This is a genomic window from Roseibium aggregatum IAM 12614 (assembly GCF_000168975.1).
Taxonomy (GTDB): Bacteria; Pseudomonadota; Alphaproteobacteria; order Rhizobiales; family Stappiaceae; genus Roseibium; species Roseibium aggregatum.
In genome coordinates this window covers 86,107-107,725 of record NZ_AAUW01000023.1, presented here as the reverse complement: position 1 = coordinate 107,725, position 21,619 = coordinate 86,107, and the positions used below count along the sequence as shown (strand labels likewise).

At 61.2% G+C, this 21,619-nt stretch carries 18 protein-coding genes; 9 read left to right on the top strand and 9 right to left on the bottom strand.

Annotated features, from left to right (window positions below; translation table 11 throughout):
• The first annotated feature begins 29 nt into the window (after positions 1–29).
• From SIAM614_RS25730 to SIAM614_RS25715, 4 genes are all read left to right on the top strand, one after another.
• Positions 30–1,214: an ROK family protein gene (locus SIAM614_RS25730; protein WP_208984100.1), complete on the top strand. Its 1,185-nt coding sequence runs from the start codon at positions 30–32 to the stop codon at positions 1,212–1,214.
• The gene (locus SIAM614_RS25725; RefSeq protein WP_006939081.1) at positions 1,211–2,644 is read left to right on the top strand and encodes a di-heme oxidoredictase family protein; all 1,434 of its coding nucleotides are present in this window, start codon (positions 1,211–1,213) and stop codon (positions 2,642–2,644) included. The genes SIAM614_RS25730 and SIAM614_RS25725 overlap by 4 nt, the downstream gene beginning before the upstream one ends.
• Positions 2,641–4,299 carry a CRTAC1 family protein gene (locus tag SIAM614_RS25720; RefSeq protein ID WP_006939080.1) on the top strand — a complete coding sequence of 553 codons (1,659 nt, stop codon included), beginning with the start codon at positions 2,641–2,643 and terminating at the stop codon, positions 4,297–4,299. The genes SIAM614_RS25725 and SIAM614_RS25720 overlap by 4 nt, the downstream gene beginning before the upstream one ends.
• Before the next feature lie 145 nt (positions 4,300–4,444).
• Positions 4,445–4,849: a RidA family protein gene (locus tag SIAM614_RS25715; protein ID WP_006939079.1), complete on the top strand. Its 405-nt coding sequence runs from the start codon at positions 4,445–4,447 to the stop codon at positions 4,847–4,849.
• A gap of 21 nt (positions 4,850–4,870) precedes the next feature.
• Here SIAM614_RS25715 and SIAM614_RS25710 read toward each other — a convergent pair whose 3' ends face one another.
• The 6 genes from SIAM614_RS25710 to SIAM614_RS25685 all read right to left on the bottom strand — a co-directional run bounded on the left by SIAM614_RS25710 (position 4,871) and on the right by SIAM614_RS25685 (position 11,013).
• Positions 4,871–5,452, bottom strand: a complete 582-nt coding sequence (locus SIAM614_RS25710) for an NAD(P)H-dependent oxidoreductase (RefSeq protein ID WP_006939078.1) — start codon at positions 5,450–5,452, stop codon at positions 4,871–4,873.
• A 4-nt stretch (positions 5,453–5,456) separates the two neighbouring features.
• Positions 5,457–6,863 carry an FAD-binding oxidoreductase gene (locus SIAM614_RS25705; RefSeq protein WP_006939077.1) on the bottom strand — a complete coding sequence of 469 codons (1,407 nt, stop codon included), beginning with the start codon at positions 6,861–6,863 and terminating at the stop codon, positions 5,457–5,459.
• A 2-nt stretch (positions 6,864–6,865) separates the two neighbouring features.
• Positions 6,866–8,170, bottom strand: a complete 1,305-nt coding sequence (locus SIAM614_RS25700; protein ID WP_040441131.1) for a cytosine deaminase — start codon at positions 8,168–8,170, stop codon at positions 6,866–6,868.
• Complete coding sequence (locus SIAM614_RS25695; protein WP_006939075.1) at positions 8,170–9,090, bottom strand: ABC transporter permease; 921 nt, start codon at positions 9,088–9,090, stop codon at positions 8,170–8,172. Before SIAM614_RS25695 ends, SIAM614_RS25700 begins: the two co-directional genes overlap by 1 nt.
• Entirely contained in the window at positions 9,090–9,929 is an 840-nt protein-coding gene (locus SIAM614_RS25690) for an ABC transporter ATP-binding protein (RefSeq protein ID WP_006939074.1), read from the bottom strand. Before SIAM614_RS25690 ends, SIAM614_RS25695 begins: the two co-directional genes overlap by 1 nt.
• A 73-nt stretch (positions 9,930–10,002) precedes the next feature.
• The gene (locus SIAM614_RS25685; RefSeq protein ID WP_006939073.1) at positions 10,003–11,013 is read right to left on the bottom strand and encodes an ABC transporter substrate-binding protein; all 1,011 of its coding nucleotides are present in this window, start codon (positions 11,011–11,013) and stop codon (positions 10,003–10,005) included.
• 172 nt (positions 11,014–11,185) lie between these two features.
• On the opposite strand from SIAM614_RS25685, the gene SIAM614_RS25680 reads away from it, so the two are divergent.
• The gene (locus SIAM614_RS25680) at positions 11,186–12,127 is read left to right on the top strand and encodes a LysR family transcriptional regulator (RefSeq protein WP_006939071.1); all 942 of its coding nucleotides are present in this window, start codon (positions 11,186–11,188) and stop codon (positions 12,125–12,127) included.
• Between the two features lie 13 nt (positions 12,128–12,140).
• Here the strand turns inward: SIAM614_RS25680 and SIAM614_RS25675 are convergent, their stop codons facing one another.
• On the bottom strand, positions 12,141–12,938 hold the full coding sequence (locus SIAM614_RS25675) for a creatininase family protein (RefSeq protein WP_006939068.1): 798 nt from the start codon (positions 12,936–12,938) through the stop codon (positions 12,141–12,143).
• A 501-nt stretch (positions 12,939–13,439) separates the two neighbouring features.
• On the opposite strand from SIAM614_RS25675, the gene SIAM614_RS25670 reads away from it, so the two are divergent.
• The 3 genes from SIAM614_RS25670 to preA all read left to right on the top strand — a co-directional run bounded on the left by SIAM614_RS25670 (position 13,440) and on the right by preA (position 16,818).
• Positions 13,440–13,694 (top strand): hypothetical protein, encoded by a 255-nt coding sequence (locus SIAM614_RS25670; RefSeq protein WP_006939067.1) that lies wholly within the window; start codon positions 13,440–13,442, stop codon positions 13,692–13,694.
• 374 nt (positions 13,695–14,068) lie between these two features.
• Positions 14,069–15,415, top strand: coding sequence for an NAD(P)-dependent oxidoreductase (locus SIAM614_RS25665; RefSeq protein WP_040441157.1), 1,347 nt, complete (start codon positions 14,069–14,071; stop codon positions 15,413–15,415).
• 89 nt (positions 15,416–15,504) lie between these two features.
• On the top strand, positions 15,505–16,818 hold the full coding sequence (preA, locus tag SIAM614_RS25660) for an NAD-dependent dihydropyrimidine dehydrogenase subunit PreA (RefSeq protein WP_006939065.1): 1,314 nt from the start codon (positions 15,505–15,507) through the stop codon (positions 16,816–16,818).
• Between the two features lie 99 nt (positions 16,819–16,917).
• Here preA and SIAM614_RS25655 read toward each other — a convergent pair whose 3' ends face one another.
• Both SIAM614_RS25655 and SIAM614_RS25650 read right to left on the bottom strand, forming a co-directional pair.
• The gene (locus SIAM614_RS25655) at positions 16,918–19,173 is read right to left on the bottom strand and encodes a putative bifunctional diguanylate cyclase/phosphodiesterase (RefSeq protein ID WP_208984099.1); all 2,256 of its coding nucleotides are present in this window, start codon (positions 19,171–19,173) and stop codon (positions 16,918–16,920) included.
• Positions 19,174–19,336: 163 nt separating this feature from the next.
• Positions 19,337–20,326, bottom strand: a complete 990-nt coding sequence (locus SIAM614_RS25650; RefSeq protein ID WP_040441130.1) for an ABC transporter substrate-binding protein — start codon at positions 20,324–20,326, stop codon at positions 19,337–19,339.
• A 420-nt stretch (positions 20,327–20,746) separates the two neighbouring features.
• On the opposite strand from SIAM614_RS25650, the gene SIAM614_RS25645 reads away from it, so the two are divergent.
• Positions 20,747–21,448 carry a nitroreductase family protein gene (locus SIAM614_RS25645; RefSeq protein WP_040441128.1) on the top strand — a complete coding sequence of 234 codons (702 nt, stop codon included), beginning with the start codon at positions 20,747–20,749 and terminating at the stop codon, positions 21,446–21,448.
• Positions 21,449–21,619 lie beyond the last annotated feature (171 nt).

Genomic DNA, 21,619 nt, shown 5'->3' with positions numbered 1-21,619 from the left:
TTCTACAGGCCCTGCGCCGGAACGGCCCTATGGCGCGGATAGATCTCGGCCAGATGACACGGCTGAGTCCGGCGACGGTGACGGCCATCACCTCCGATCTTCTGGACCAGGAATTGATCCTGAGCCTGGAAAGCGAGGAGCCGAAAGCACCGCAGGCGCGCGGACGGCCACGCACCCTTTTGAAACTTAATCCCGACGCGGTTTACACGATTGGCGTGCGTCTTTCGGTCAACAACATCGACCTTGCCCTGGTGAATTTCGCCGGCGAGGTGGTGCGCAGCGAGCGTAGCCATTTCGACAGTGCGACCGAAGATGCCGCAAGCTTTCCCGAAACGCTGATTGGCACGATCCGGCAGTTCCTCAATGACGCCGGAATTGTTCCGTCGCGGGTCCGGGAGATCGGCGTCGCGGCGCAGGGTGTCGTCGAAACGGAAACAGGTGTCGTGGCCTGGAGCCCCGCCTTTGCCGGGCGCAAGATTCCGATCGTCGGACCATTGCACGATGCCTTCGGGGCGGATTGCTACATTTCCAACGACACCAACATGATCACCGAAGCGCTGCACTGGTCGGACCCGAACCGCTACAGCGGAACCTTCGCCGTTATCATGCTCGATTATGGTGTCGGCATGGGGCTCTACCTCGACAACCGACTGTTTTCCGGCGCAAGCGGCACGGCCGCGGAATTCGGCCATGCCAACCATCTGCCCGGCGGGGCGCTCTGCCGCTGCGGCAAGAAAGGGTGTCTTGAGGCCTATCTGTCCGACTACGCGCTGGTGCGGGCCGCCTCGCACCTGCCGGAAAACACGGATCCGAGCACCATCAAGGCAGGGGTTGGCGGCCTTGCCCGGCTGATTGAACTCGCCGGCTCCGGAGACAAGGACGCCTGCAACGCCTTTCATGAGGCCGGCCGGGTTCTTGGCTACGGCCTTGCCCGGGTGATCGCGATGATCGACCCCAAGCGCATTGTGCTGACGGGTGCTGCCATGCGGGCCTTCTCCTTCATGGAAAAGGGCATGTGGGAAGGTCTGGAGGAAGCCCTGGTCGCCGACCTGAGAAACAATTTCTCCCTGGACGTGATGCCGTGGAATGAGGACTTCATCCGCAGCGGCCTGATCGCCCAGTCCATGGAGCGCCTCGACAAGGACTTTCTGGGCAACGCGACAGCGCCGTCAAGCCGCATCGCCCGGCTTGAGCGCAAGGAGGCGACCGCATGACCAGCCTGTTCCGCGCGGCGGTTTCCACCATTGCCCTCAGCCTTTCCCTGGGTCTCGCCCTGCCCGTCGCCACGCTCGCCGATCCGGCGCCGTGGAGTGAGCGGGCGATCAGGGAAGATGTCGATATCGACGCTCTGGCACAGTCCGGCGACGACGTGATCCCGGTGCTGCAGCCGATCGGCAAGGAGCTTTTCAAGGCCAAGTTCACCACATTGGATGGCGCGGGCCGTCCGGAGGCGACACGGGCCATCGTACCGACCAAGGTGCGCCGCAAGTCGCCACTGGCCTTCCAGCGCCTGGCGGGCATGGACGCCAATGCCTGCGCGTCATGCCACAACGAGCCAATCATCGGCGGCTCCGGCGCGTTCACCGCCAATGTGTTCGTGTCCGAGGGGTTTGAAAGCGCCGACTTCGACACGACCGATCCGCAGTTTTCCAACGAGCGCAACACGGTCGCGCTTCAGGGCGCCGGGCTGATCGAGCTGCTCGCCCGGGAAATGACCTCGGATCTGCGCCGCCAACGGACGGATCTGCTGGCCCGGGCAAGGGCGAGCGGCCAGGAAGAGACCGTCGACCTGAAGACGAAGGGTGTTTCCTTCGGCAGGCTGACCGCGTTTGCCGACGGAACGCTGGACGTTTCCCGCCTCGAGGGGATAGATGACGACCTGACCGTGCGGCCTTTCAGCCAGAAGGGTGTCTTTGCCTCCCTTCGCCAGTTCACCGTGAACGCCAGCAACGATCATCATGGCATGCAGGCCGCCGAGCGGTTCGGGGCCGTTTGGACAGGCACGGACGATTTCGACGGTGACGGCCACACGAACGAAATAACGCCCGGCCAGATCTCGGCCCTGGTTGCCTTTCAGGCGACCCTTCCCGCGCCGACCCGAAAACAGGACCTGCCGGACGTCTGGCAGGAGGCCGCGGCAAAGGGAGAGCAGCTCTTCGGTACGATCGGCTGCAGCGCCTGCCACATTCCAGAACTGCCGCTCGAAAGCCTGATCTTTCAGGATCCGGGCCCGTTCGACACCGCTGGAACCCTGCGCCAGAGCGACGTGACAGCGCCGCTTGAACTCGATCTCGGCACACTGGACTGGGTCAAGGCCCTGCCGCGGGACGACCAGGGACGTGTGCTGGTTCCGCTTTATGGCGACCTGAAGCGTCACACGATTGCCGACGCGGCCAACGACACCTTCGGCAACGAACTGCTCGCCCAACGCTTCGTTGCCCGGGACGTGTTCATCACCTCCGAGCTTTGGGGCATCGGCAGCACGGCGCCCTATGGGCACCGGGGGGATATCACCACGCTGGAAGAAGCCATTCTCGCCCATGGTGGCGCGGCGACCGACAGCCGCAAGGCCTATGCCGATCTGACGGAAACCGAGCAGCAGACAATCATCGCCTTCCTGCGCAGTCTGGAGATCGCGGAATGAACCGGTTCGCTCTTTCCGTATCCGGCGTGTTGCTGGGCGTGGCCTTTGCTGCGCCCGCCTTGGCAGAGGACACGCGGCAGGCATCCGTTGCGCCCGTCCCCACGTTCGTGGAGGAAGCCGCTGCCGCGGGCATCGAACACAGCTATGACGGCGCCTGGGAATTCTTCGTCGGTGGCGGCACCGCGATCTTCGATTGCGACGGCGACCGCAAGCCGGATCTGTTCTTTGCCGGAGGCAAGAACCCGGCGCAGCTTTACCGCAATGAAAGCCGCGTCGCGGGGCCGCTGAAGTTCACCGCGCTGGACACCGGTCTCAGCGACAAGCAGGCAACAGGCGTGCTTGGCGCCTATCCTCTGGACATCAACAACGACGGTCATATGGATCTTGTCGTCCTGCGTCTGGGGGAAAACCTGATCCTGGAAGGCAAGGGCGCCTGCACCTTCGAGGTTGCCAACCGCGCGCTCGGCTTTGACGGCGGCCGCGAGTGGAGCACGGCCTTTTCTGCAACCTATGAACCCGGCCTCGATTACCCCACGCTGGCCTTCGGCAATTATGTCGACCGCTCCGCTCCCGGCTCGCCCTGGGGCACCTGCCACGACAACTTCCTGTTCCGGCCGGAAACGGCGGAAGACGGCAGCGTGCGTTATCCTGAGGCCACCCGCCTCTCACCCGGCTATTGCAGCTTGTCGATGCTGTTTACCGACTGGAACCGGTCCGGCGAGCCGGCGCTTCGGATCTCCAACGACCGGCAATATTATCGTGGCGGCGAAGAGCAGCTCTGGGCCGTTCCACCCGGCCGCCCGCCCCGCCCCTATCGCAAGTCCGACGGCTGGCAACACCTGAAGATCTGGGGCATGGGCATTGCCTCCATCGACCTGGATGTGGATGGATTTCCCGAATATGCGCTTACCAGCATGGGCGACACAAAACTGCAGAAGCTCGATCCGGAATCGGACGAGACGGTGCCGGTCTATCAGGACATTGCCTTCGATCTCGGCGTGACCGCGCACAGGCCCTATGCGGGGGAAGACCTGAAACCTTCCACCGGCTGGCATTCGGAGTTTCAGGACGTCAACAACGACGGCCTCTGGGATCTGTTCATCGCCAAGGGCAACGTGGAAGCCATGCCCGATTTTGCCGCCTATGACCCTGACAATCTGCTGCTCGGCCAATGGGATGGCCGGTTTGTGGAGACGGGCGACACGGCCGGGATCGCGCTGAACCGGCGTGGCCGGGGCGCGGGCCTGGCGGACTTCAACGCCGACGGGCTGATGGATCTGGTGGTCGTGAACCGCTCCGGTCCGGTCAGCCTGTTCCGGAATGTTGGCCAGGGCACGGCTGAAACGCCAAAACAGCTCGGCAACTGGCTGGCTGTCGAAGTGCGCCAGCCGGGCAAGCCGAATGCCCGCGCGGTGGGTGCCAAGATCAGCGTGAAGACGGGCAACCGCACCGTGGTGAAAGACATCCAGGTGGGCGCCGGACACGCCTCCGGTCAGATGGGCTTTGTGCATTTCGGCCTCGGCGTGGCGGAACGCGCCAATGTGCGCATCAAGTGGCCAGACGGCGACTGGAGTCACGGCTACCGCGTCTTTGCCAACGGGCACGTGATCATCGAGCGCGGTGCGGAAAAGGCGAAGCTCTGGTATCCGGAATAGGTCCCGTGAGGAGATCTATCCGGTGCCCCGAAGGCTGAGACGCACGATCATCGCAAACTCAGAAAAGCTGCATTTTTTCAATGACTTTCCGGCCTTTTTGCCGGAACATGCATGACAAGATGCAACTTCCGGAGTTTCCGCGATCATGGCCGGTCCTACCGACAAGAAACCCTTCAATCCGTCTTCCGTGCGCACGCCCTTCGGGCAGTATAATCACGGCCTTTACGTGCCGCCGGGCGCCAGCCTGCTGGTGACCTCCGGCCAACTCGGCATCAGGCCGGACGATTCGATCCCGCCGGATGTGACCGGTCAGGCTGAAATCTGCTTCGAGGCCATTGCCGCCATCCTGAAGGAAGCGGACATGTGCTTTGACGATGTCATCCGCATTTCCGGCTTCGTCACACGGCGGGAAGATTTCGCGGACTATATGGCTGTCCGCGACCGCTACACCGGAACGCTGAAACCGGTCTCGACCCTTTTGGTGGTCGGCGGCTTCACGCGTCCGGAATTCCTGGTGGAAGTGGAAGTGACCGCGGCGAAGGTGTTCTAGCCCAGCCAGCCTGGAGCGGTGTCAGAACCGCTCCATTTCCCGGCCGACCTTTTCCAGAAAGGCGCCTGTCGAGGCCGGGGTGCAGTTGTTCATGTCGTAATGGGCCAGATATTTCACTGGCGCGCCGATCTTGATCTGGGCCCGGATAACCCGGTTGACGATCTTGCGCGGCGGATCGCCGACCAGAAACGCCCGCCATCGGCTGCCGCCATAGGTCATGACGGCCGCCATCTTGCGGATGTGGCGCAGGGTCGGCGTCAGGACGCCGTCCTCCAGACGAAACGAAACACCCGGCAGCCAGACCCGGTCGAAGTAGCCCTTCAGCATGGCGGGAAAGCCGAAGTTCCAGACCGGCGTGCAGATGACCAGACCTTCGGCCGCCAGCAGGCGCTCGCAGTAGCTGTCGACCAGCGCCCGGTTGTCGGGGACTGTGTGATAGATGTCCCTGTCGCGCGCGGAGAGAACCGGGTCGAAGCCTTCCTCATAGAGATTGCAGCCGTCGACCTCGTGCCCCGCCCTGGCAAGGCTTTCGCACGTCTTGTGATAAAGCGCCCGGCCGAAGCTCTGCTCCTGCGGATGGGAATGAAGAACCAGTACGCGCATCGGATCAGGCCTCGGCAAAGGCCTGGAGGCCCGGAAACAGGTAGTTCTTGCCCGCGTCGAAGTCGAAGTCCGGATTGTCCCAGGCGATCATCTTGCCCGGATTGAGCAGCCCCTTGGGATCTGTCTCCTTCTTGAAGGCAAGCTGAACCTGGTCGGTCTGCTTCATGCCGCCCTCTTCCAGCGTATAGCGGTGCGGGTTGAAGACCCTGCAGCCGTTTTCCTCGTGCAGGCGGATGATCTCGTCCAGCCGTTCTTCCGTCGTGTAGCGGACCAGCGGCAGGCCGGAACACTGGACCTGACCGTCAAAGCGCAGAAACTCCAGATGGCCGAAGATCTCGCCCGGGAACATTTCGGTGGTCTTGCGCACCAGCTCCACATGGTTCGGCCCCGGATACTGGGTCTGCAGATAGGTGAAGGAGCTGTCGAACTTCAGCGCCCGAAGCGTCGTGTGGTTCCAGGCAAGCTCGTAGGCATGGGGAATGCCCTTCATGTTGTCCACTTCGTCCGACCGGAAGCGGACTTCGCCCTTCATCCGTTCGGCAAGGGCAAGCATCGCCGACATGGAATGCGGTGCCACCATCAGCACGGTGACAGCCTCGCCTTCCTTCAGCCAGGGCTTGTGGCGGGTGAAATAGTCGAACGGGATCGGCGCGGCAATCGGCGCCACTTCCTTCAGGAGAAGCCCGTTGCTGCGCGCCAGCTTGTCGGAAAAGACCACCGCATCCATGAAGGTTTCATGGCCGACAATCACATCCACCCAGTCATGGGCCGTGGTCAGCGGCATTTCGACTTCGGTGATGATGCCGTTGGTGCCATAGGCATGGCTGACTTTCTGCAGGTCCCAGGTGGACAGTTCGATCACCCGAGGCTCCGCCTCCATGGTGACGATCCGCAGGCGCAGGATGTTGCCGAGATCACGCAAGCCGCCCCAGTGAACCGAACCGACACCGCCCGACCCGCCGGCGATGAAGCCGCCGATGGTCGCGGTTTGCGCGGTTGAAGGATGGAAGCGCAGTTCCTGGCCGGAATGCTCCCTGGTGATCTTGTCGAGCTTGGCAATGACGATGCCCGGACCGCAGACGACCCGGCCCGGTGCGATTTCCTTGACCTCGTCCATCTTCGACATGTCGAGAACGATGCCCCCGGAGAGCGGCATCGCCTGGCCGTAGTTGCCCGTGCCCGCGCCGCGCGGCGTGACCGGCACACCATGGGCGAACGCCGTCTTCAGGACCTTTATGACTTCGGCCTCGTTTTTCGGCGAGACCAGAAGATCGCCGGTGACATTGTCGAGTTGCGCCTTCAGGACCGGCGAATACCAGTAGAAATCGCGGCTCTTGGCCTGAACCAGACGCGGATTGTCCTCAACCGCAATGCCATCAAGTTCAGCCTTGATTGTCTCGTAATCGGCCATCGTCAGCCTTTCGTCAGAGGGTCAAGTTCAGAATAATCCGGCAGGCGGCGGTCGATGCCCATGCCATTCCGCATCACGATGCGGTCCGCCTGCGGACGGGACAGAAATTCGCTCCACGTGCGAGCATTGAAGATGACGAGATCGGCGCCCAGTCCCTCGGCAATGCGCCCGGCTTCGGGAACTTTCAGAATATCCGCCGGAAGGCTGGTGACCACCTTGGCGGCATCATCGAGCGGATGGTCCAGATGCGCAATGCGCACCGCTTCGCGGAACACTTCCACCATGTCGAGATCCCCATAGGCGTAGAAGGGATCGCGGGTATTGTCCGATGAAACGGCCACAGGCACACCTGCGGCGCGCAATTCATGCAGAAGGGTGACACCGCGTGAGCGCGGTGTGCGGCCCGGATGGCGGTCCTGCAGATACATGTTGCACATGGGCAGGGAAACGACGGACAGGCCCGCCTCGCGAACCTTGTCGATCGTCGCCTTGGCCTTGTCGTCATCCTGACGCGCCAGGGAACAGCAGTGGCCGACCGTGACGGCGCCTTCAAAGCCGTTGCGCAGCTTGGCCTCTGCGATGGAGAGAAGCGTCAGGACACTGGCATCCTGGGTTTCATCCACATGCAGGTCGATATCAAGGCCATGGTCGGCGGCCGTGCGAAACAGGATATCGAGCCTGCGGTCGAGATCCGGCAGCGGGAAGGTCACGCCGCCCAGCAGGCCGCGGCTTGCCACGACGACTTCCACCAGGTCGATGAAATAAGCTTCATCGTCGATGGCATCTATCGGAAACAGGGCCGCCGCCTGGAGGGTGATCCGGTCTTTCCAGCGCTCGCGCATGTCGGCGAAAACCTCGAAGGATATCCGGTGCTGCGGCGCCAGACTGTCGAGGTGAGTGCGCAGAAGGCTGGTGCCGTGGGCGTAGGCGCAGCGCAGGGAAAAGTCCATGCGCGTTTCCACGTCGCTTGCCGACCAGTTCGCTTCCCGGTCGGCCCGGACGGCGTTGAGCGCACCGTCGAAATTCCCGGTCGGGTTGGGTTGCCGGTCCCAGATGTGGCCCTTGTCGATGTGCGTGTGCATGTCGGCAAAACACGGCCAGACCATGCGTCTTTGCAGATCGACGCCTTCGATATCCGCAGGCGCTGAACCTGCTGGAAGAATGGCCTCGATCCGGCCGTCTGCAATGATCAGATCGGCCGAAGACAGGCCCTCGCGCGCAGGAAGCGCCGACCCCGGCGTGACTGCGGCGGGCAGGGTTGCGGTGCGCAGCGCGAACCGGCCGGCTTTGGGAAGATTGAGCGTCATCAGTTTTCCCGCTTCAGGCTGCTTTCGTGCCAGCGATGCAGCGTCCACCAGGAGATGAAGGACGTCAAAGCGAAGATCAGCACACCCAGGCTGGCAAGCAGGAACAGCGCCGCGAACAGACGCGAAATATTGAGCCGGAACTGGCTTTCCAGAAGACGGAAGGCAAGGCCCGAGCCGGCCCCCGCCGATCCGGCCGCGAATTCCGCAACGACCGCCGCAATCAGCGCCAGGCCGCCGCCGATGCGAAGACCGGTCATGAAATACGGCAGGGAGGCGGGCAGCTTCAGATAGATCAGCGTCTGCCAGCGCGAGGCGCCATAAAGCTCGAACAGGTTCAGGAGGTTATGATCGACGCTCTTCAGGCCCTGAACCATGTTGGACAGGATCGGGAAGAAAGCGACGACAAAGGCGCAAATCAGAAGCGCTGCCTGCGTCGACGGCGCGTAGATCAGGATCAGCGGCGCGATGGCGATGATCGGCGTAACCTGCAGAATGACCGTGATCGGATAAAGCGCCGTCTCGATCCAGCGGGACTGCACGAGCAGAATTGCCATGCCGCCACCGCCGATCAGCGCCAGAGCAAGGGAGGCAAGGGTGATCTTGGTCGTCACCCAGAGGGCAGGCAGAAGGACGTGCCAGTCCGACAGCAGCGATTGAACCACCAGTCCCGGGCCGGGAAGGATGTAGTGAGGAATATCATTCACGGTGACCATGATCTGCCAGAGGGCGATCAGGGTGGCGATGACGCAGATCGGCACCAGCACCGTCAGGGTGCGCTCCCGGCGTTTGGATGCTGCGGCGCTTTCCTTTGTCGGCAGTTTGACTGCTGATGACCGCCTTTTGCGGGAGGGCGGCGTTGAACCGTCCGTTTCCTGCGGCAGGTCGGCGGATGCCAGCGTTTCATTTGCCGTTGTGGTCATCAGTGCTCCTCGCCTCCCATGGCTTCCAGCAGCATGGCGGAAACTTCCGCGCAGGCCTGCCTGTATTCCTCGGAGGTGCGGTATTGCGCGTCCCGCTCCAGGCTGGTGTGCAGGGGGAAATCCGAATGAACGCGGCCTGGCCGCGCCTTCATCACCACGATGCGGTTTGCCAGATAGGCGGATTCATAGACGGAATGGGTCACGAAGATCACCGTGATGCCGGTGGCTTTCCAGAGCGCCAGCACGTCGTCATTGAGCTTCTGGCGCGTAATCTCGTCAAGGGCTGCGAAGGGTTCGTCCATCAGCAGCAGCTTGGGCTCCGTCACCAGCGCACGGGCAATGGAGACACGCATCTTCATGCCGCCGGAAAGTTCGCGCGGATAGGCGTCGGCAAAATCCTGAAGACCCACGCTTTCCAGTGCGGTCAGGATCCGCTCCGAGGCTACCTTTTTCGATACGCCCTTGAGGCGCAAGGGCAAATAGACGTTTCCGAACACTGTCTGCCAGGGCATCAGCGTCGGTTCCTGAAACACGAAGCTGATGTCGCCGTCCGGAAGGCCTCTGGAGTTGATCCGGAAACTCGGCCAGTCGATTTCGCCTTCAGAAACGTCACCAAGGCCCGCGATGATCCGGAGCGCGGTCGACTTGCCGCAACCGGACGGACCCAACAGGCTGATGAACTCTCCCGGGCGAACCGTCATCGACATGCCGGACAAGGCCAGCGTCCCGTTGGAGAAAACCTTCGAAACATTGTCCATCGCCACCAGCGGGCGAGACGATTTCAGACTGCGGGCCGACGGCGTCTTCGATTCTGCGCTGCCCTGTTCGGCGATGACCATACTCAACTCTGCATCTGGAGGCGGCCGCTCCGCACGGGGCCGTGCGAAGCGGAATGGATGAGCCGGAACCGGCTTATTTCTTCAGATCGAGGCCGACGCCCTTGCACACGAACTCGGTGGTGTAGGACTGCTTGTAATCAAGAGAGGCCTCCACAACGTCGATCGACGCGAGCGTATCGAAGAATTCCTTGAAATGCGCGTCCGTCATGCAGCCGATGCCTTTTTCTTCCGTGTCACCGGAATCGACGATCCCGTATTCCTTCATCTTCGCAAGGGAATAGGCGAGCTGACCGTCGGTCATCTCCGGATTGTCCTTCTTGATCAGCTCGTTTGCCGCGGCGTTGTCCCCGTAGAGGTAGTTGTACCAGCCTTCGATGGAGGCATCGACGAAGCGCTGAACCAGATCCGGGTTTTCCTCGACCAGCGCCTTGGAGGTGGTGATCATGGTCGAATAGGGCGTCCAGCCTTCATCTGCCAGAAGGAACACTTTCGGCGCCCATCCGGCCTGGTTTTCGATCTCGTACGGCTCGGAGGTCAGGTAGCCCTGCTGCGCGGACTTGGGGTCGACGATGAAGGGGGCCGGGTTGAAGGTGTAGGGCTTGAACTGAGCATCGGAGAAGCCCTCGAAGTTCTTCTTCATCCACTCGAAATAGGTGACGTAGCCGTCCTTGCCCATGTAGATGGTTTCGAGCTTGGCAAGGTCGGCGAACGTGTCGATGCCCTGGTCCGGATGGGCGACCAGGATCTGCGGATCCTTCTGGAAGATGCTGGCGACGTTGATCAGCGGAATGCCTTCCTTGACGTAGTCGAAGCCTTTCAGCGTTCCGCCCATGTAGAAATCGATCTTGCCCGAGATCAGCAGCGCATCGTTGGCAGCCTGCGGGCCGCCCGGCGCGATGGTGACCTTCAGGCCGTATTTCTCGTAGGTGCCGTCAGCCACGGCCTGGTAGAAGCCGCCGTGCTCCGCCTGGGCCAGCCAGTTGGTGCCGTAGCTCACCTCATCCAGCGCCAAAGCCTGGTGCGTGGCGGTTCCGGTGAGAAGAACCGCCGCGAGAAGCGTCTTCGCAGATGGGAAAACTGTCATTTCGTACCCTCCAGTAAAACAAAACTGCCGTGAAACCGCACATTTCCGGAAATATTTGAGCCCTTGCAGCGCACGTTGAAAAGCATCAAAATTCGCCTGCAGCGATGCCTTATTGTCATCGCTCGCATTTATGGCGATCAATTGTGCCGCATGCACAAAAAGGAGGCACAAGTTGGCCCAGCTGCATTCCCGCAAACTGCTGTATCTGGATGAAATCGCGCGCTGTGGGTCCATCCGGAAGGCGGCTGACCGGCTCAACGTCTCGTCTTCCGCCATCAACCGGCAAATCCTTGCCCTGGAAGAGGAATTCGGCGTGCCGCTGTTCGAGCGACTGCCGCGTGGACTGCGGCTGACCGCGGCCGGAGAGCTGTGCGTGGAACATATCCGCGGCGTCCTGAAAGACTATGCCCGGCTTGAAACCAGGATCAGGGCGCTGAAGATGCCGCAGGCCGGCCAGGTCTCGCTGGTGACGACTGTCGGCCTTGCCTCCGGGCCCTTGTCGGAGATCATTGCCAAGTTCATCGAGAAGAACCCGCGCGTTCACATCAAGCTGCGCAGCGATGGCGGCACGACCACGATCAATCCGGTCCTGACGGGCGAAGTCGACATCGGCCTCGGCTTCAACATCGCCGCAACGCCGGGTCTGAGGACGCTGGCCACCTTCGACATTCCCATTGGGGCGGTGGTTCCGCCCGACCACAAGCTGGCGCAGGAAACCGGGCCGGTCGATCTGGTGGATGTGGTTCAGGAGCGGCTGGTGCTGGCCCAGTCGGGCACAAGCCTGCGGGACGTGATCAATCTGGTGCTGTCATCCGTGCCGATCCCGGTCGAGCCGATCCTGGAAACGAATTCCTCGGAGACGGTTCGCCAGCTTGTCCGGCGCGGTATCGGCATCAGCCTGCTCAATCCGCTCGATGTCCTTGCCGAATGCAGGCGGGGCGAGCTTGTCTTCCGCCCGCTGAACGTCGCGCGAACGCACCATCAGCCGATGAAGCTGTTCACCCGGGCAAGAGCCTCGATGGACGCGGCAACGAGCCTTTTTGTCGAGTTCCTGCTTCAGGAACTCGTTGCACAGGTGGAGGAATTGCAGCGGGAAGGCAACCTGCCGGTTTAAGATCTCAAGATCGTTATGGCTTATACAGGTTGGCCAGCGGATAGGCGGCGAAGTCGCGCAGCATCTCAATGAAACCGGCGGCTTGATGGGCGCTGATCGCCGCCCCTTTTTCCGCCGTTCCCTTTGAGGCATCGCCGACAACGCCTGCCGGGTTGAGATCATGCGCGATCCAGGCCAGGGCGTGAGGCGGCGTCGGCTGGATGTACTTCGAGTTCTCCAGCATTTCTTCTGCCCTGGAGACGAAGTTCTCGGCCTTGTCCATACGCACAAGCTCTGGCCGGAAGTGCAGCATCAACGAGGTTTCAACCTCGCCTCCGTGGATGCCGAATTTGGACTCATGCGCGGAAATCATGCCTTCCGGGTGGCCGAAGCGGCTCCAATGGGTCACAAGGACAGCCATCTCGTAGCGGACGCGCAGTTCACGCGAGACAATGCTGATGATGTCGGTGTTGCCGCCATGAGAATTGACGATCACCATCTTGCGGATGCCGGCTTCCGAGACCTTCTGCCCAATGGCGGTCCAGACCGGTATCAGCAGCTCGGCGCCGAGGGAGAGCGTTCCCGGGCCGTAAATGTGCTCATTCGCCTTGCCGATCTCCTGCACAGGCAGAACCAGGATATCGACATCGTCCGGCAACTGTTTGCGCGTTTCGGCCAGCATGCCCACTGCAATGACGACATCGGTCGCTATCGGCAGATGCGGCCCATGCTGCTCTGTCGAGGCGGTCGGCAGAATGGCAATGACCCGGTCGGGATCGAGCGCCGCAAAATCGGAGGCATTCAATTCGTTCCAGAAGAAATGCTTGGCCATCGGCGCTGCCCCAATTCTGTTGCCGTGATGCGTTCCATTTTGGGTAGGCAAGTCCGCTGCACTTGAAAAGCATCATTATGTCTTCAGCCCGCTGCCTTTTTGTGTGCAGTGGGCCTGCACTTCCTTGCCCACCTACCAAGACGCATGCCCGTCGTTATTGGCCTGTTCGCCCCGAAAGCGCAGACCGGGCATCGTTATCTCCACAGATCTACCCACAGGCGTCACTCGCGATGCGGCGGTGGCATGAAGGGACGTATCGCCACTGCTCCAAGAACCAAGACTTGAGAAAAATCAGATGATTAAGCCTGTTTTCAAGCGCGTTGCACGCCTGACTAACATGTCCACCCCGTTCAAAACGCCAAAAGTTTGAGCAAAGTTTTATCTACCCAGAGGCGAGGTCGCCACATTTACACCAAATATTTACCCTGTGATGTAGGCGGTAGGACGCTGCATTGAGGCTCGGGATGCGGCATTGGGTTAATGTTAAGGTGGGTAACCGACATGTATCTCCTGTTCTTCTTTGGAGCCATCGTTTATGGTGCCATCACGCTGTTGTTTCTGATCCTGTCGTCTTCGGAACTGCTCGATAGCGGCGTGAGCACACCCGGCAGGCTGTTCGGGGTTCTCGTAACTTCAGTCTTCTGGCCGGCGACCCTGATTGCAGTCAGCCTCGCGCTCGGTTTCCAGAATGTGTCTGGACGTCTTCACGGCACCCGGCAGACCGTGCCGCTGCGCCTGTCGCATCGGTCGCACTGAACCGGACACCGTTCGCGAAATACTGGATTTCAGTCCACTCGGCTGACACTTCAGCCCCGGCGCATGCCTATGCGCCGGGGCTTTTTGCGCGTGCACTCCCGTTGATCCGCTCACCTGTTTTCCCGTGGCGCCACCGTAGGTCTCGGCGAACAGGCCGGATTATGCGCCATGGCGAAAATTTCATCACAGGCCGTTTTTCACCTTAAGCTGCTGTTTTCCCGGTAATTTTATTGCTGATTTTTTAGCTCAAGTTTTTAATCATTCCAAAAAAAATTTGACTAACTGTTCAAATTTTCTTCCAATGCATTCCTGAGCCTCCTCACCAAACGAAGGAAGCCGCCTTGAAAACGATCGCCAACCTTCCGGAGATCTCCATGACCCAGACCAAAGCCAGCCCGGACATCGCCGCCGGGCGCTTGCCTGAGGACGCATACGCTGAGAATTTCAGCGACCTGCACCCGCTGCTGGACCAGCACGAAGCGCAGGTCGAGGCCGACCGCTGCTATTTCTGCTACGACGCTCCTTGCATGCAGGCCTGCCCGACCAGTATCGACATACCCCAGTTCATTCGCCAGATCTCGACCGGGAACCCGACCGGGGCGGCGAAGACCATTTTCGCGCAGAATATTCTGGGCGGCATGTGCGCCCGCGTCTGCCCGACCGAGACCTTGTGCGAACAGGTCTGCGTGCGCGAGGTTGCCGAAGGCAAGCCGGTGAAGATCGGCCAGCTTCAGCGGTATTCGACAGATCACTTCATGTCGGAATTCAGCTCGACGCCGTTCACGCGCGCTGCCGCAACCGGCAAGAAGGTTGCCGTCGTCGGCGCCGGACCTGCCGGCCTTTCCTGCGCACACCGGCTGGCAGTGCATGGGCACGAGGTTACCCTGTTCGACGCCCGCGAGAAGGCCGGCGGCCTGAACGAATACGGCATTGCCTCCTACAAGTCGGTCGACGACTTCGCCGCAAAGGAAGTGGATTTCATCCTGTCCATCGGCGGCATCGAAGTGCGCACCGGCACGCGGCTTGGTACCAATCTGGATCTGGCCAGCCTGCGCGCCGAATATGATGCCGTTTTCCTCGGCATCGGACTTGGCGGGGTCAACGCGCTTGGCATTGAAGGCGAGGACAAGAGCGGCGCTATCGACGCTGTCGACTACATTGCCGACCTGCGCCAGGCGAAAGATCTTTCCAAACTGCCGGTGGGCCGGCGCATCATCGTGATCGGCGGCGGCATGACCGCGGTCGACATCGCGGTCCAGACCAAGCTGCTGGGTGCGGAAGACGTCACGATCGCCTATCGCCGCGGCCAGGACCGTATGAATGCCTCCGAATACGAACAGCAACTGGCCCAGACCAGTGGTGTCCGCATCATGACCTGGGCCCAGCCCAAGGGGCTTGTCGGAGAAAATGGTGCGATAACCGCGATTGAACTGGAACGGACCCAGGAGCAAAATGGTGCCCTGACCGGCACCGGCGAGGTCATCACCCTGCCTGCGGACATGGTGTTCAAGGCCGTCGGACAGACGCTGGTGCAAGCGGATCTCGGCGATGCCCTGACCCTGGAAAGGGGCCGGATCGTGGTCGATGCGGACCGCAAGACCAGCCTTGCCGATGTGTGGGCGGGCGGCGACTGCGTGCTGGGCGGCGAAGACCTGACGGTCGCAGCCGTCGAGGACGGCAAGATTGCCGCCGAGAGCATCAACGCTGCCCTGACCGCCTGAGGACTTGCGCGCCTGAGACCTGCGCGCCCGAGACCTTCGCACCTGAAAGGGGCAGACGCTCGGCGCCACCGATTTGAGGGAGAGCCACCATGGCTGACTTGCGTACTGATTTTATCGGCATCAAATCGCCGAACCCGTTCTGGCTGGCGTCCGCGCCGCCGACGGACAAGGAATACAACGTCGTGCGGGCCTTCAAGGCCGGTTGGGGCGGTGTCGTCTGGAAGACGCTTGGGGAAGACCCGGCAGTGGTCAACGTCAACGGTCCGCGCTACGGCGCGATCCACGGCAAGGACCGGCAGCTGATCGGCCTCAACAACATCGAACTGATCACCGACCGTCCGCTGGAAGTGAACCTGCGCGAAATCAAGCAGGTGAAGCGCGACTGGCCGGACCGGGCGCTTGTCGTTTCGCTGATGGTGCCCTGCGAAGAGCAGAACTGGATCGACATCCTGAAGAAGGTCGAAGAGACCGAAGCCGATGGTGTCGAGCTGAACTTCGGCTGCCCGCACGGCATGAGCGAACGCGGCATGGGCTCCGCCGTCGGCCAGGTGCCGGAATATATCGAGATGGTCACCCGCTGGGTGAAGCAGCATTCGCGCATGCCCTGTATCGTCAAGCTGACGCCGAACATCACCGATGTCCGCAAGCCGGCACAGGCCGCCAAGGCGGGCGGTGCTGACGCCGTTTCGCTGATCAACACCATCAACTCGATCATGGGTGTCGATCTCGACATCATGTCGCCGTCCCCCTCCGTCGACGGCAAGGGAGCTCATGGCGGCTATTGCGGCCCGGCGGTCAAGCCGATCGCGCTCAACATGGTCGCCGAAATCGCCCGCGACCCGGCAACCCACGGCCTGCCGATCTCCGGCATCGGCGGCGTGACCACCTGGCGTGACGCGGCCGAGTTCATGGCGCTCGGCGCAGGCTCGGTGCAGGTCTGCACTGCCGCAATGACCTACGGCTTCCGGGTTGTCGAGGACATGATCGAAGGCCTCAGCGACTGGATGGACACCAAGGGCTATACGTCCGTCGACCAGTTCGTCGGCAGCGCGGTGCCGAATGTGTCCGACTGGCAGTATCTCAACCTCAACTACATCGCCAAGGCCAAGATCGATCAGGATCTGTGCATCGAATGCGGCCGCTGTCACATCGCCTGCGAGGATACCTCTCACCAGGCGATCACCAACATGGTGGACGGCGTGCGCAAGTTCGAGGTGATCGACGAGGAATGCGTCGGCTGCAATCTGTGCGTCAATGTCTGCCCGATCGAGGGCTGCATCACCATGGAGCCCATGGCCGCCGGCAGCATCGACCCGCGGACCAAGAAGCCGGTCGAAAAGGACTACGCCAACTGGACCACGCATCCGAACAACCCGATGGCCGTCAAGGAAGCAGCCGAATAGGCAAGCCTCCGGCGGTCACCTTCAACGCGGGCAGGATCCTCCCCTGCCCGCGTTTTTTTGTTCAGGGGGGCCTTGCAAGGCGCCGCGCCAAGACGCGGCTCAGCCTCCTGCGGAGCGCATCGCCTTTGGCAGCCGCAAGGACTCCGGCGGCGACAACTCCGAAAGGGGCAGCGGTCTGTCGAACAGATAGCCCTGGAGAAAGTCGCAGCCCGCTTCCACCAGGAAATCCCGCTGCGCTTCCGTTTCCACGCCCTCGCCGACACTTTGCATGCGCATCACCCTGGCAAGGCTTAGCATCGAGCGGACCACCATATCGGCCTCTTCATCCTCGCCAATGCGGGAGATGAAACTGCGGTCGATCTTCATCTTGTCGAAGCTGTATTTGTGCAGGTAGCTCAGGCTGGAAAAGCCGGTGCCGAAATCGTCTATGGCAAGGCCGACCCCCAGGTCGCGCAGCCTGACAATGGTCTCCCGTGTCTGCGCGCTTTCTTCCAGCATCAGGTCTTCCGTGATTTCCAGAATGAGGCGGTCCGGCGGAAAATCGTATTCCTGCAACAGCAAGCTGACCTTCTTCGCAAACCCCGGCATCTGGATCTGGCTTGAACAGACATTGACGGACACGCCGGTCTGCATCCAACTGCAGGCATCGCACAGCGCCCGCTCCAGTACCCAGGCCCCGATTGCAGGCATAAGCCCGGCGTCCTGGGCAATCGGCAGGAACAGGTCCGGCGGCACCAGCCCCCGGAACGGATGCCGCCAGCGGATCAGGGCCTCGTAGAATGCCAATTGACCTGACCGGGCATCGATGATCGGCTGGTAAAACAGGTCGAACTGCGCTTCGCGCAGCGCTGAATCGAGCTCCACCCGGATTTCGCGCCTCTGGCGCAGATGATCGTCCATCCGCTTGTCGTAAATACGAAACGAGCTTTTCTGCTCCATCTTGCAGCGCTGAAGGGCGATGTCGGCAGCCCGGATGAGACCCGTCAAGGCCTGGCCGTGATCCGGGAAGCGGGCAATCCCCGCGCTGACGGACGTCTCGATGCGCTTGCCTTCATAGTCGAACGGCTGACTCAGCTTTTCGAACAGCTTCTCGGCTTCCCGCACAGCTTGTTCCGGCGTTTCCCAGCGATCCGTCAAGATCAGGAATTCGTCGCCACCGCTGCGCGCAACAAGATCGGAAGGGCCGATGACGGATCTGATGCGTTCCGCCTGCGCAACCACCAGACTGTCACCGACGGTATGACCGTGAATGTCGTTCACCTGCTTGAGATTGTCGACATCGAGATAAACCAGCCAGGCATCACGCTGCTGGTGCGCGCGCAAGATCAGCCTTTTCGTGGCAGTGGTGTGGAAAAATCCCCGTGTGACGAAGCCCGTCAGAGAATCGTGATCAGCCGAATATCTGGCTTCCTGCTCGCGCGCTGCCAGCCGCGCCTTGGCGTTGGCGTTCTGCCGCAGAGCGATCAGCGCAACGGTCAGAATGACCCCGAGAGACAAGAGCAGGACCGGTATCGAGGACAGGATGATCCTTGAAGCCTGGCTCATCGGATACCAGACAAGATAGCCAAGTACCGATCCGGCCCCGTTTTCCACCGGCGTGCCGATCATGCTCACGGGAATATCGGAGGCGAATTTCAGATTGTCGAGCGCGAGACTGGACAGAAGATTGCTGAGATGCGCGGCATCGATCTCAAACGCGCTCACAAGAACGTTCGGCGGCCCGAAGGACATTTCGATGCCGCCCGGATCGGGCACGATCGCAAAAGCCGTTACGATGTAGGGACGCTTGTTGATCTCGACGATATCGATGGCAGAGATGTCGGTCAGGTTGCCGGCGAAGCGGACCTCATCCGTGCCGGAGCGGATCAATGCGTCGACGTAGTTGCGGCGAATGGTGTCCAGCGTCCCGGAAATGCTGGTCCCGACCTTCGCGGAAAAAGCCTCGGCGGTTTCCGTGCCGTGGACCGTCGAGGAAAAGAGAACCTTGCCGTCGCGCCCGAGCAGCACCGTATAGTCATGCGCGAAATCCAGTGCCATATCGACGCCGAACCGCGTCTTGATCCAGTCGGGCGAGAGATTGGTATCGATGTTCTGGTAGGCGGCGTTGGAGGCGGCGTAACGCTCCATTTCACGCAGCAGCACCTGCTTGTGGTTCTCAAAGACGCGCGCAACGGACCGTGTTTCCCGCGCAGCCGCTTCTCGCTCGGCAACCAGGACCTTGAACAGCACGGCGCCGAAAGAAAAAATGACGGCGCAGAACATCAGCAGGATTACAACGCCGGAAGACACGCCGAACAGGCTGGAATTTGCCGGGCGCGGTTCGTCGGACGCGGCATGCGCGACTGAAGGAACCAACTCTAATTTGTCTGTTTTTCCAGACAGATCCGGCATCTCGCGTTCAAAATCCCAAGCTTTTGTCAGCGATGCAGTCTGGATTCAAAAATTTAATTTTTAGTGCCCTGGCAGGCACAATGTCCCGGCAGCCGGAACGGTGGACCGCCCCGGCTGCCCTCGGACATCACATTTTGTCGGTGACAACCGTGGTCGTTGCGCCTTCCGGCTCCTTGGTGATGACCGGATCGGACCCACCGGAGAGCAGGGACTTCACGGTGCGCTCATAGGCGGCCATGTCGAGCTCGCCGTCAGAGCCATCAACCAGCTTGTTGATTTCGCCGACCATGCGGATCTGGTGCTTTTCGGTCTGTGCGCCCGTGGCGTCGTTTTCCAGAACGATTTCAGCAGCTTCTTCCGGGTGTTCCGCGGAATAGGCCCAACCCTTCATGGAGGCCTTCACGAAGCGGGCGAGCTTGTCGACCATTGCCGGGTCGTCCAGGCTCGACTCCAGAACGTAGAGACCGTCTTCCAGCGTGGCGACGCCCTGATCTTCGTATTTGAAGACGATCAGGTCTTCCGCCGGAATGCCGGCGTCGATGACCTGCCAGTATTCATTGTAGGTCATGGTGGAAATGCAGTCGGCCTGTTTCTGCAGCAGCGGATCAACGTTGAAGCCCTGCTTCAGGACGGTCACACCTTCCTCACCGCCATCGGTCGGAATACCGAGCTGGCTCATCCAGGACAGGAACGGATACTCGTTGCCGAAGAACCAAACGCCAAGTGTCCGGCCCTTGAAGTCTTCCGGCGAAGTGATGCCGGTTTCTTTCAGGCAGGTCAGCATCATGCCGGACTTCTTGAACGGCTGAGCGATGTTGACGAGCGGCACACCCTTTTCGCGTGATGCGAGAGCGGACGGCATCCAGTCGATGATCACATCGGCACCGCCACCGGCGATAACCTGCGGCGGCGCAATGTCCGGACCACCCGGCTTGATCGTTACGTCCAGGCCTTCTTCGTCGTAGAAGCCCTTGTCCTTGGCCACGTAATAGCCGGCAAACTGGCCCTGGGTGACCCACTTAAGCTGCAGTGTCAGCTCGTCCGCGGCGTTGGCCGCGCCCGACGCCAGGCTTACGCCCAGGACGGACGCGAGCGCCAGACTTTTCAATGCCTTCATTGCCATTCCCCTACTGGTTATGGGCGAACCGATATCGGTCTCGCCCTTCTCTGGAACATTAAACCCTTGCCAACGCGGACCTTCGAGCGGTTCCCGGCCGCTTTTTCCGCCACCGGCAGTTTGGCCGCATCCGAACGCTGGGGCATTTTGCCTTCTCAGCGAACAGCGCTGACCAATTGGTCAAGAAAATCTAGAAAGGTGCCCCGTCTCTGGTCAAGGTTATTTTTTCATCAAGGCCATTTGGTGTTTTCAAGGTGAGCATAGGCACCCCCGGTTCCAGTTGTGAAGCCGGTCGACCGGTTTTTTAGTTGCCTGACGCGCGGGTAGCCGGTCCATACTTCCCGCCGCGTAGTGGGAGGAGATTGCGCGGCCCGGCTTCCTGAGTGTCCGCCGGCCGGCAATGCGAATGGATGCGAAAACATGATTTCCAAATCAGCCCTGGATTACCAACCGTTGCCGCTGCCCGACCGGCGGCTGTTCGACGACACCGAAATGCTGGTGCGAGCGCAGGACTTTTATGACGACGTGCGCACCCGTCACACGGTGCGGGATTTTTCCGACCGGCCCGTAGACCGTTCCGTCATAGAACTCTGCATCCGGGCAGCTGGAACGGCGCCGAGCGGTGCCAATCACCAGCCGTGGCATTTCGTGGCGATTTCCAATGCCGACTTGAAGCACCGGATACGTCTGGCCGCCGAGGAGGAGGAGCGCAAGTTCTATGACGGCGGCGCGGGCGATGAATGGATCAAGGCGCTGGAGCCAATCGGCACCAATGCGGACAAGCCGCATCTGGATATCGCGCCCTGGCTGATCGTGATCTTCGCGCAGCGATGGGGCACCTTTGAAGACGGCACCCGCTACAAGCACTACTATGTGCCGGAAAGTGTCGGCATCGCCACCGGCCTCTTGATCAACGCGTTTCACCATGCGGGCCTGTCGGCCCTGACGCATACACCCAACCCGATGAAGTTTCTGAACGGGATCCTGAAACGTCCGGAAGCTGAGAAACCCGTGATGATCCTGGCCGTCGGCCACCCGGCCGAAGACGCCACGGTTCCGGCGGTCGCCAAGATCAAGAAGCCGCTGGAGGAGATCATGAGCGTGTTCGAGGATCAGGAATAACGACGCCGAGGCGGCCTTCCAGGATGTCACCCTCGGGTGAGCGGCATGAGCCCCGGGACCTGCTCATTTCCAGATTGCTGATGTGGCGGCGAGCCTCACGTCGCAAATCCCCTGCTCCAACAAGCGACACTGCGAGTAGGGCCGGATCGGCGCTTTGCTTCTCCGAGGTGA